The organism is Vibrio sp. OPT46 (assembly GCF_015163535.1).
Taxonomy (GTDB): Bacteria; Pseudomonadota; Gammaproteobacteria; order Enterobacterales; family Vibrionaceae; genus Vibrio; species Vibrio alginolyticus.
The window spans coordinates 7172-16328 of record NZ_JADDYG010000054.1 but is presented as its reverse complement, the minus strand read 5'-3'; the positions used below and the strand labels follow the sequence as shown (position 1 = coordinate 16328).

At 44.7% G+C, this 9157-nt stretch carries 9 protein-coding genes; 6 read left to right on the top strand and 3 right to left on the bottom strand.

The genetic code is table 11. The features are described 5' to 3' along the window. The first annotated feature begins 197 nt into the window (after positions 1 to 197). Positions 198 to 1097: a LysR family transcriptional regulator gene (locus IQR33_RS02655; RefSeq protein ID WP_017819717.1), complete on the top strand. Its 900-nt coding sequence runs from the start codon at positions 198 to 200 to the stop codon at positions 1095 to 1097. On the opposite strand, the gene IQR33_RS02650 is transcribed toward IQR33_RS02655, so the two are convergent. Beyond that, positions 1065 to 1409: a DUF5329 family protein gene (locus tag IQR33_RS02650; protein WP_053307122.1), complete on the bottom strand. Its 345-nt coding sequence runs from the start codon at positions 1407 to 1409 to the stop codon at positions 1065 to 1067. The genes IQR33_RS02655 and IQR33_RS02650 overlap by 33 nt on opposite strands. A gap of 82 nt (positions 1410 to 1491) precedes the next feature. Beyond that, the gene (locus tag IQR33_RS02645; protein ID WP_031780877.1) at positions 1492 to 2505 is read right to left on the bottom strand and encodes an MBL fold metallo-hydrolase; all 1014 of its coding nucleotides are present in this window, start codon (positions 2503 to 2505) and stop codon (positions 1492 to 1494) included. Positions 2506 to 2660: 155 nt separating this feature from the next. On the opposite strand from IQR33_RS02645, the gene IQR33_RS02640 reads away from it, so the two are divergent. The 3 genes from IQR33_RS02640 (at position 2661) to IQR33_RS02630 (ending at position 5004) form a co-directional block, all read left to right on the top strand. Further along, positions 2661 to 3275, top strand: coding sequence for a TetR/AcrR family transcriptional regulator (locus tag IQR33_RS02640; protein ID WP_025768062.1), 615 nt, complete (start codon positions 2661 to 2663; stop codon positions 3273 to 3275). A gap of 329 nt (positions 3276 to 3604) precedes the next feature. Continuing rightward, positions 3605 to 4510, top strand: a complete 906-nt coding sequence (gene rimK, locus IQR33_RS02635) for a 30S ribosomal protein S6--L-glutamate ligase (protein ID WP_005374224.1) — start codon at positions 3605 to 3607, stop codon at positions 4508 to 4510. Positions 4511 to 4575: 65 nt separating this feature from the next. Then, entirely contained in the window at positions 4576 to 5004 is a 429-nt protein-coding gene (locus IQR33_RS02630; RefSeq protein WP_005384193.1) for an ATP-dependent zinc protease, read from the top strand. Positions 5005 to 5070: 66 nt separating this feature from the next. On the opposite strand, the gene IQR33_RS02625 is transcribed toward IQR33_RS02630, so the two are convergent. Continuing rightward, the gene (locus IQR33_RS02625) at positions 5071 to 5796 is read right to left on the bottom strand and encodes an MBL fold metallo-hydrolase (protein WP_005384195.1); all 726 of its coding nucleotides are present in this window, start codon (positions 5794 to 5796) and stop codon (positions 5071 to 5073) included. Between the two features lie 323 nt (positions 5797 to 6119). On the opposite strand from IQR33_RS02625, the gene speA reads away from it, so the two are divergent. After that, the gene (gene speA, locus IQR33_RS02620) at positions 6120 to 8030 is read left to right on the top strand and encodes an arginine decarboxylase (protein ID WP_031812864.1); all 1911 of its coding nucleotides are present in this window, start codon (positions 6120 to 6122) and stop codon (positions 8028 to 8030) included. Position 8031: 1 nt separating this feature from the next. Beyond that, entirely contained in the window at positions 8032 to 8952 is a 921-nt protein-coding gene (speB, locus tag IQR33_RS02615) for an agmatinase (RefSeq protein ID WP_017635531.1), read from the top strand. Positions 8953 to 9157 lie beyond the last annotated feature (205 nt).

Here is a 9157-nt window from a genome sequence, read left to right as displayed (position 1 = left end):
GCAGGGAGCACCTATTAGTAGCTGGATTGCTGCGAAAAAGAATAAGCCCCGTCTGGGAAACCAGGCGGGGTTTTATTTTGTCTGTAATGTATTGATAAAGATTCATCTTTATCGTTTAAGTCTTCTCTGTTTTCATAAAACACCGTGCTATCATTTTCTTTACGTCTCCCAACAAAGCTCTCAGAAAATCACACACTATGCTTAATCCTGTTTGGTTACATACATTTAAGACATTGATTGAAGTCGGTCATTTTACGCAAACGGCAGAAAAACTTTTTATGACTCAGCCTGGCGTCAGCCAACACATCAAAAAATTAGAGCAAAGTTGTCAGCATGCCTTGATCAAGCGCGAAAACAAAAGCTTCGAATTAACCGAGCAAGGCAGGATTGTCTACGCATATGCGCTCGAGTTAGAAGATAGAGAAAAGAAGCTGCTCGAAGAGCTCAGTTTTGATGATGCGTTTTCAGGCCATTGTAAACTGGCTTGTTCTGGTGCAATGGCGTTAATGTTGTATGGGCCCATTTTGGAGAAGCAAAAACAGCACCCGAGCTTATCGTTACATTTAGAAGCCGCGCCAAATCAATCTATTCTCAACGCCATAACGCAAGGGCACATTGATATTGGTATCGTGACTGATGTTCCCAACAAAGGTCTGTTTCACAGTGAGCGAATTGGTAAAGAGAGGTTGTGCTTGGTTCTGCCAAAGCAATATCAAAATAAGCAGATAACGCCACAACTCTTGCATGACTGTGGTGTCATTAGCCACCCTGATGCCGAGCATTACATGACGCTGTTTTTTGACCAATGTGAAGAACCACAGCTCCAAGAAATTAAGATGAGCGATTTACCATTATCCGGCTACGTAAATCAATTGAGCCAAATTTTGCTGCCTGTCAGCAAAGGACTTGGCTTCACCGTGCTGCCTCAAAGTGCGGTCGACAATTTTCCACTAAAAGACACGTTATACATTGCTCAACTGAAAAACACTGTATGTGAAGAGCTATTTCTGGTTCGTAAGCGCAGTCGTGCTCTACCTCTGCGCTATCAGACCATCAAAGAAGTGTTATTGGATGTGATCGGTGGTGCGCATCAATGATGTTAGCCACTCTTCGCTGGTAATGCGTTCCTCTTGGCAATCCACCCAATATGGTTTGCCAGATAACCAACTTTTCGACGCAACTTCTTTTATAAACACATCCACGGAATCAACGTCATCTTTGGCGTAATCCCATTTATTGCGCATGTGTTCTGCTGCTTCTTGATTAGTGTACGACTTGCCGTTGCGGATAAAGGTGCAAGAGGATTGCTCAACTCGTGTTATCAACGTCAAGATATCTTGCTCTACTCCTGCTAGTGCAAAGGTAGGCAGAATGCTTAATGTAAGTAACAACGTCCACTTTGCTTTCATCGCACCTTTATCCTTATCCCTGACCAAGTAACTACTAATAAGTGACTTAACTATTCTGATGTTTGGCTTTTTAGCTCAGCCATTATTGCCACCATGCCTTCGCAGGCTGAGGCTCCGCAATCGCCAAGCGTTGACCAATCTCAGGGCTCACTAACGTTACACCGCGCTCTTCACTGATATCTAACGCGCGTTGCATCGGCTCATTCCAATCATGCATCGATAAATCAAACGTACTGTTGTGAATTGGCATCATCACTTTGCCCTGCACATCAATGTGTGCTTGAACGCTTTGCTCTGGGAACATGTGAATGTCTGACCAAAGTTCATTGTATGCGCCGGTTTCGATCATAGTGAAGTCAAACGGACCGTACTTTTCACCAATCTCTTTAAAGCCATTGAAGTAACCAGAGTCACCACTGAAGAACACTTTGTGTTGTTGTGCATTAATAACCCAACTGCCCCACAGTGTCGTATCGCGGTCTGTCAAACCTCGACCGGAGAAATGCTGAGTCGGAGTCAATGTATATTCAATACCGTCGACAGAATGTGACTCCCACCAATCTAGCTCGATCACTTTCTCCTTCGGCACACCCCAATTCACCAGTAATTGGCCAACTTTTAACGGTACCAAGAAAGTGCCCACCTTGTCGCCTAGCACTTTAATAGAAGCTTTATCTAGGTGATCGTAATGGTCATGACTGATCACCACCACATCGATAGTTGGCAAATCTTCTATCGTGATGGGGGTTTGGTGAAAGCGTTTTGGCCCTGCCCATTGTACAGGAGACGCGCGATCACTGAATACAGGGTCGGTCATCACCAGTTTTCCGTCGAGCTTCATTAATACGCTTGAGTGACCCAGACGATAGATGACGTCATCTTGCTCTTCTAACAGTTGCCGCGCTGTGATCGCATGCACTGGAATTTCAATCGTTGGTGTTGGGTTAAGGCGCTCAGTCGTAAAATACGCTTTCATGATTTCGAACATGTCGCCCAAACCGCTTTTGTATTCCAACTCTGTATTTGCAAATTTGTCCGGGTATGTTGGCGCTTTTTCAGTATCAACATTAGAACAAGAAATCATTGATGTACCCATCGCGAACGCTCCTACTGTGGCTAGCAAAGTTTTTTTCATAAAAAGTTAACCCGAACAGAAGTAAACTACACGGTGCAGTTTACATTCTAATTATCAAAAGTAAACTACTTAGTGTAAAATAGATCAAGAAACGATCTTCTTAACTTAGCAAGCTTATGAATGTAAAAAGAAAAAGTCGTAGTGAAACCAAAAGAGAAGCCATCTTGTGCGCGGCAAGGCAAGCGTTCCAAGAGTTTGGGGTGCAAAACACCAGCATGGATAAGCTCTCTGCAATCGCACAAGTCTCTAAGCGCACGGTCTATAATCACTTCCCTTCTAAGGAAGCGATCGTGACTGAGTTGCTGACTGAGCTTTGGCGTTCGTCAATGATGGAAAGCGATATTAAACGCTTGGCCACTCTGCCACTCAAAGATCAATTGATTGAATTACTCTACAGCGAGATCATTGTGGTAACGGAACCAAACTATATTGAGCTGGCAAAAGTGGCATTTGGGCACTTCTTATTTAAGCCGGAAGATCTCAAAGAACAAGCAGAACAAATGTCGAAACAGGAAACCGCCCTATACCGCTGGCTTACTGAGAAATCGAACAGTGGCGCTTTGCAAATTGATGATGTACATATAGCAAGCACTCAATTGCACAACTTACTTAAAGGCAGTGCATTCTGGCCGCAGTTAATGGGAATTCGCCCCTCTTTGTCGAATGAAGAATCTAGGCTGTTAGCTACCCAAACGGCGGAACTTTTTTTAAGTCACTATCAAAACAGCTAAAAACAGCGGTCAAATTGGCCGCTTTTTTAAGCGATAATTCGTGACAAAGCGATGAAATTTTTGCTCAATTTTATTTATCTCACCCTTGACAGTCTCATACCGCAAGGCGTGAGCGTTCGATAAAATATTTTTGTCGTGTCGACGATGCTTTTTCGTTTTCATCTCACAAAAAAACGCCCTAAGGTGCGCACCTCTGACGACGTGGTTGTTCAACCACAATTCTAAATCGTTGAAGTAAGTAGGTTATGTCATAACATGATCACCTGCCTACTGCATTCTATGCTCTATACTTATATTTTAATTTGGTACTGACTTACTAAGGAATTGCCATGCGTATTGCTATTCTCTCTCGTAATGAGAATTTATATTCAACCATGCGCCTAAAACAGGCGGGTGAAGAACGTGGGCATCAAATCGATGTGATCGACACGCTTCACTGTTATATGGACATTACGAGCAACAACCCTAAGATCCGCTACAAGGGTGAAGAATTACCGCAATACGATGCTGTTATTCCACGTATTGGGGCATCTATTACGTTTTACGGCACTGCTGTTGTACGTCAGTTTGAAATGATGGGTACATTTTGTGTCAACGAATCTGTCGCGATCAGCCGCTCTCGTGACAAGTTGCGCTCATTACAACTGCTATCACGTAAAGGCATCGGTTTGCCACGCACTGGCTTTGCTCACCATCCTGACAACATTCAGGACGTGATCAAAAACGTTGGTGGCGCACCTCTAGTGATTAAATTGCTAGAAGGCACTCAAGGCATTGGTGTTGTACTTGCTGAAACAAATAAAGCGGCAGAAAGCGTGATTGAAGCTTTCATGGGTTTGAAAGCTAACATCATGGTGCAAGAATTTATCGAAGAAGCAAAAGGCGCGGACATCCGTTGTTTTGTTGTCGGTAATAAGGTGATTGCCGCAATGAAGCGCCAAGCAAAAGAAGGCGAGTTCCGTTCTAACCTTCACCGTGGTGGCTCTGCACAACTCGTGCGTTTGAGCAAAGAAGAGCGTGCGACCGCTGTAAATGCAGCGAAAGTGATGGGCTTGAACCTTTGTGGTGTGGATATCCTTCAATCTAAAAATGGCCCAGTGGTAATGGAAGTGAACTCTTCCCCTGGTCTAGAAGGCATCGAACTAGCAACTGGTAAAAACATTGCAGGTATGATCTTCGATTTTATCGAGAAAAACGCTAAGCCAAATTCAAACCGTACTCGCGGTAAAGGTTGATTTTTGTTTAACGCACAAGAGAGCCAAAAACCGGCTCTCTTGTTACTCGTCGCTAGGATGACACTATGAATCAGAAAATGATCATTGGGAATGCCGAAGCTATTTGCTTGCCAGAGTTAGGGATTACTCACCTTGAAGCGCGTATTGATACAGGCGCTCAAACCTCTTCATTACATGTAGACAATATTGATTGCTTTGAAAAAGATGGTCAGTCTTATGTTGCATTCGATTTGCACCCAGATGTATACCATTTAGAACAAGTGGTTCGCTGCACAGCGAAACTAAAAGCAAACCGTAAGGTTAAATCTTCTAACGGTACTTTTGAGCACCGCTGCGTGATCACAACGATGCTGCGTATGGGCGACCAACAATGGCCAATCGACATTACGTTGACTAACCGTGAAAAAATGACTTACATGATGTTGTTAGGTCGTCAGGGTATGGCAGACAAAGTGCTCGTTGATCCTAGCCAATCTCACTTATTGGCATCTTAACCCCGTAGCTTCAGATGAGTGATCGAACGTTTTTGTTGAGCATCACTCGTCTGGCTTTATCTCAGCCTACTTCCTACGAAATAACGCAAACAACAATCCCTTCGCTTTAACTTTTGTCACTCGCCAGTGCGTCATTGGCTTAGTCGGCGCTGTATTCAAAATGTGCTGATACGCTTTTTCATCCAAAGTCACCTCTCCCCCATGTGCCAGAAGCAAACATTGCGGATTCATCTCAAACACACGCTTTAATGATTGCCGATATTGATTCGGATGAAATATGGGAAACGGCGCAATCAGATGCTTTTTCACCTGCACCATTAAATCCGCCACATACAGCACATCTTGTTCAGAATGATAAACCGACAGATCTCGGTCGGTATGCCCAAGCGTTTCTAGCACCTGCCAATCATCAAATCCAGGAATAAACTCTCCATCAATAAGTTCAATATCTGGATTTAACTTGCGGGAATACCAAAGGTTTTGCTTTGGTTTACGCATCCGATTCGCCATCCAGCGTGCTAACATTAAATCGGTCAAATGCATTAGCCAACCGTCTACACCGCTATACCACTGGCTCTCTCGCTTTGCGGCCAATAGCTTACATCCTGTTAAATCACGTAGTTTGTGCGCACCACCAGCATGGTCTGGATGCATGTGGGTCACAACAACCAACTTTAGGTCAGAAAAAGGACGATGGAGTTGATGTTCAATAAAGTCTTTAAGATGAGGAATGTCTGCTCGACTGGCACCATCAAGCAACAATAATTTATCGGGATATTCGGCGAGATACATGGTCTGAATGTACCCCTGAATTCTGTGCAGCTGCAAAATATGTCCTTATTTTAGTGAGATGCTTCATGACCGAATCCTTACTGGTCAGACCAACTATAACAGCAGAATGGACGCTTCGGTAAACAAATATTCACACGTAGCGACGACAACAAATCATAATCGAGATGATAGATTTTAATCATTAGACTCAAGGGCCCTTTTATCCGTTAATGCGCGCACACGGAGTTCGTGTCAGGGTATGAGGTAAATACCTCATGATTTGCTTTTTTGTACTTTTCCTTCTAATTAATTAAGGAGTTAAGTACATTTTTGTGAGAATCGAGTTGGAAAAAGCAACTAAATTAGACCGCATCCGCGCGGACTACAACGTTCACTACTGGAGCCAAGGTTTCTACGGCATTGATGACCAAGGCGAAGTATATGTATCACCACGTAGTGATCGTGCACATCAAATCCCTTTCAGCGCTATTGTAAATGAGCTAGAAGCGAAGCAGTTAAATCTGCCTGTATTAGTACGCTTCCCGCAAATCGTGCACCAACGTGTGCATGGTATTTGCCACGCATTCAACCAAGCAATTGAAGAATACCAATATCCAAACAAATACTTGTTGGTGTACCCAATTAAAGTAAACCAACAACGTGAAGTGGTGGATGAAATTCTAGCGAGCCAAGCTCAACTAGAAACCAAGCAGCTTGGTCTTGAAGCGGGTAGCAAGCCAGAATTGTTGGCGGTACTTGCATTGGCTCAACAAGGTAGCTCCGTGATCGTGTGTAATGGCTACAAAGACCGTGAGTATGTGCGTCTTGCACTGATCGGTGAAAAGCTGGGTCACAAGGTATTCATCGTATTAGAGAAGCTTTCTGAGCTGGATCTGGTACTAGAAGAAGCGAAAAGTTTGGGCGTAAAACCGCGCCTTGGTTTACGCATTCGCCTCGCCTCTCAAGGCGCAGGGAAATGGCAAGCAAGTGGCGGTGAAAAATCGAAGTTTGGTTTATCAGCATCGCAAGTGCTTAGCGTTATTGAACGTCTTAAACGCGAAGGCAACCTAGACGCGATGCAACTGGTTCACTTCCACCTTGGTTCACAGATGGCAAACATCCGTGATGTACGCAATGGTGTGAACGAGTCTGCACGTTTCTACTGCGAACTACGCGCACTCGGTGCAAACATCGAGTACTTCGATGTGGGCGGCGGCTTGGCAGTGGATTATGACGGCACACGCAGCCAATCATCGAATTCGATGAACTACGGACTTGCAGAATACGCACGTAATATCGTGAACACTGTGGGCGATGTGTGTCTGCAATACGAACAACCAATGCCAGTGATCATTTCGGAATCGGGTCGCTCGCTAACAGCGCACCACGCTGTATTGATTTCTAACGTAATTGGTACCGAGTCGTACCTACCGGAAGAAGTACATGAGCTTGATGAGGACGCTCCGCTGTTGCTACAAAACATGTGGCGAAACTGGGAAAACTTACAAGATGGTACAGACGCTCGTGCGTTAATTGAGATTTACAATGATACCCAAAGTGATTTGGCAGAAGTGCACTCTCAATTTGCTACAGGCGTGCTTAACTTGGAACAACGTGCGTGGGCAGAACAATTGTCACTGCGCATTTACTTCGAATTAAGCCGCAAGATGAGCACTAAGAATCGCTTCCACCGTCCGATTCTGGACGAGTTGAGCGAACGTCTTGCGGATAAGTTCTTCGTGAACTTCTCTCTCTTCCAATCTCTACCAGATGCTTGGGGTATTGATCAGGTGTTCCCTGTTCTGCCACTTTCTGGTCTGGGCGAGGCGGAAGAGCGTCGTGCAGTGATGTTGGACATCACATGTGACTCTGATGGCGCGATCGATCACTACGTTGATGGTCAAGGCATCGAGAGCACGCTACCTGTACCAGCTTGGAGCAAAGACAAACCGTACTTAATGGGCTTTTTCCTAGTAGGCGCATACCAAGAAATCCTTGGTGACATGCACAACCTATTTGGTGATACCCACAGTGCTGTAGTCAATGTTGATGAACACGGTCAATTTGAGATCAGTTACATCAACGAAGGTGATAGTGTAGAAGACATGATGCGCTACGTTCATATCGACGTGGATGCGATTCGTGACAATTATAAACAATTGGTTTCACATCGAGTTGAAGCCAATGAACAAGCACAAATCCTAGCAGAACTAGAACAAGGTCTAGCAGGATACACCTATTTAGAGGACTTCTGATATGAATGATTTGTTTACTAAAACTGATTATTCGCTTTACTCCAACTCTATGTCGTTTTTACGTCTGCCGTACATTCGTAACCCGGTATCGGCAGACGCAGACGTTGTGGTGTTGGGAGTCCCTCTGGACATGGCAACATCTGGGCGTCCAGGTGCGCGTATGGGTCCAGATGCAATTCGCCGTGCCTCAGTCAACTTGGCATGGGAAGGTAAGAAGTTCCCGTGGAGCTTCAACGTATTGGATAAACTGAAAGTGATCGACGCAGGTGATCTCGTGTTCGATTGCGGTGATGCGGAAGATTTTACTTACCGCCTTGAAGCGGCAACCAGTGAAATTCTAAAAAGTGGTAAAACCATGTTGGGATTGGGCGGTGACCACTTCATTACGCTACCTATCCTGCGTGCCTATGCGAAGCATCATGGCCAAATGGCTTTGATTCACTTTGATGCTCATACGGACACCTATGCAAATGGCAGTTCATACGACCACGGTACGATGTTCTACCATGCGCCGAAAGAAGGTTTGATCTCAGCGAAGAACTCAATACAAATCGGCATTCGTACGGAGTACAAACAGCAAGATCACGGCTTCAATGTGATTAATGCGATGCAAGCGAATGACATGCCTGTGAACGAGATCCTAGAAGAAATTCGTCGCACCGTCGCAGACAAGCCAGTGTATGTTACTTTTGACATCGACTGCTTAGACCCGGCCTTCGCACCGGGAACTGGTACACCAGTTTGTGGTGGCTTGAACTCAGACAAAGCGCTGAAAATTATTCGTGGTTTAGCCGGCATGAATATCGTGGGTATGGATGTTGTCGAAGTATCGCCTCCATACGACCACAGTGATGTTACCGCACTAGCGGGAGCAACCATCGCACTAGAAATGCTTTACGCATACGCATCTGAGCGCGAATAGACATAATCATTTCTAAGGGAGCTTCGGCTCCCTTTTCTTTCTGATGCCTTCCTCTACCTTTTATTCACTCGTTTCATCTTGAACTCAGATCAACCGAGCAGACGCTTTATTTTTGCACTTTAACCATTAAAACCAGTTACCTATAAGGCTCATTCTATTCACGAAAAGTAAAAGATTTAACTTAATTAGACAAAGAAATGCATCT